Raw genomic sequence first — 839 nt, forward strand, 5'->3', positions numbered from 1 at the left:
CGACCCTGCGTGCGCAGACATAAAAGCGGCCTCGCGCAAAGCCCACAGCCCCATAGGCAAACAGGGGCAGCAAGGGCGCTCCGGGATCGCTGGCATAGGCAGGGTGCGCCGAAATGGTGTGCGCCGGAGCGGCAAAAGCAGCCACTGCAAGTTGTGCCTCGCCCTCGGGCTGCACTATCTCGCCGCTGTCCGGGTCAAGTCCCACAGCCTGACGCCCCGGCAGCAAGAAAAACTCACTTTCTTCCGGTAAAGGCATAAGTTCGTCCGGCCGCGGCAACCCCCATTGCGCCCCGCGACGGCAGACCATGAGCAGGCGCTCGTCATCGTAGATATTCCCCTGCGCATCCGCCATAACCAGATGCGGCTCAATATGCTGCGCAGCCATAAAAGCTCCTTGCCCCGGCGCGGGCGAACGTATATAACGGCCTTACGTGGCCGGGGATTCCCGGCCCGTACTTTTGGAGGCCCTTCATGTTTTCCATAATGCTTTTCATCTTTTTGTGTTTTTTCGGCATTCTCGCCGTGCTTGTCTACATGATGCGCGGCCAGGAACGGCTGGTAAAACAATTGCGCGACGAGCATGCACAGTTGCGGGTGCTGTTGCGCGCAATGGAGTCGCGCCTGGACTATCCGGACGCAAGGCCCGCTGAAGCGGAGCCGGACGACCGCCCCCTGACGGATCAGTCCCTCGCACAGGCAACCCCCGAAAATCCCCACACCACGGACCCGTTTGAAAATTTTTCCGGCCAGACGCGCGCGGCGCGGCTCACTCCCGTGCATGAAAATCGCACTGCCGATACCGACAGCGACCCGCTGCTGCACCTGAGTTTCGATCCGCC

1 protein-coding gene and 1 pseudogene are annotated in these 839 nt (G+C 61.4%); one reads left to right on the forward strand and one right to left on the reverse strand.

What is annotated here, in order from left to right:
* Window positions 1–385: pseudogene (locus V6C16_RS14460) on the reverse strand (radical SAM protein); the annotation flags it as partial.
* 86 nt (window positions 386–471) lie between these two features.
* On the opposite strand from V6C16_RS14460, the gene V6C16_RS14465 reads away from it, so the two are divergent.
* Window positions 472–839: hypothetical protein (locus tag V6C16_RS14465; protein WP_333543587.1), on the forward strand; the 368-nt coding region annotated here is incomplete at its 3' end.

The sequence above is a fragment of the Desulfovibrio sp. 1188_IL3213 genome (genome assembly GCF_036763145.1).
Taxonomy (GTDB): Bacteria; Desulfobacterota; Desulfovibrionia; order Desulfovibrionales; family Desulfovibrionaceae; genus Desulfovibrio.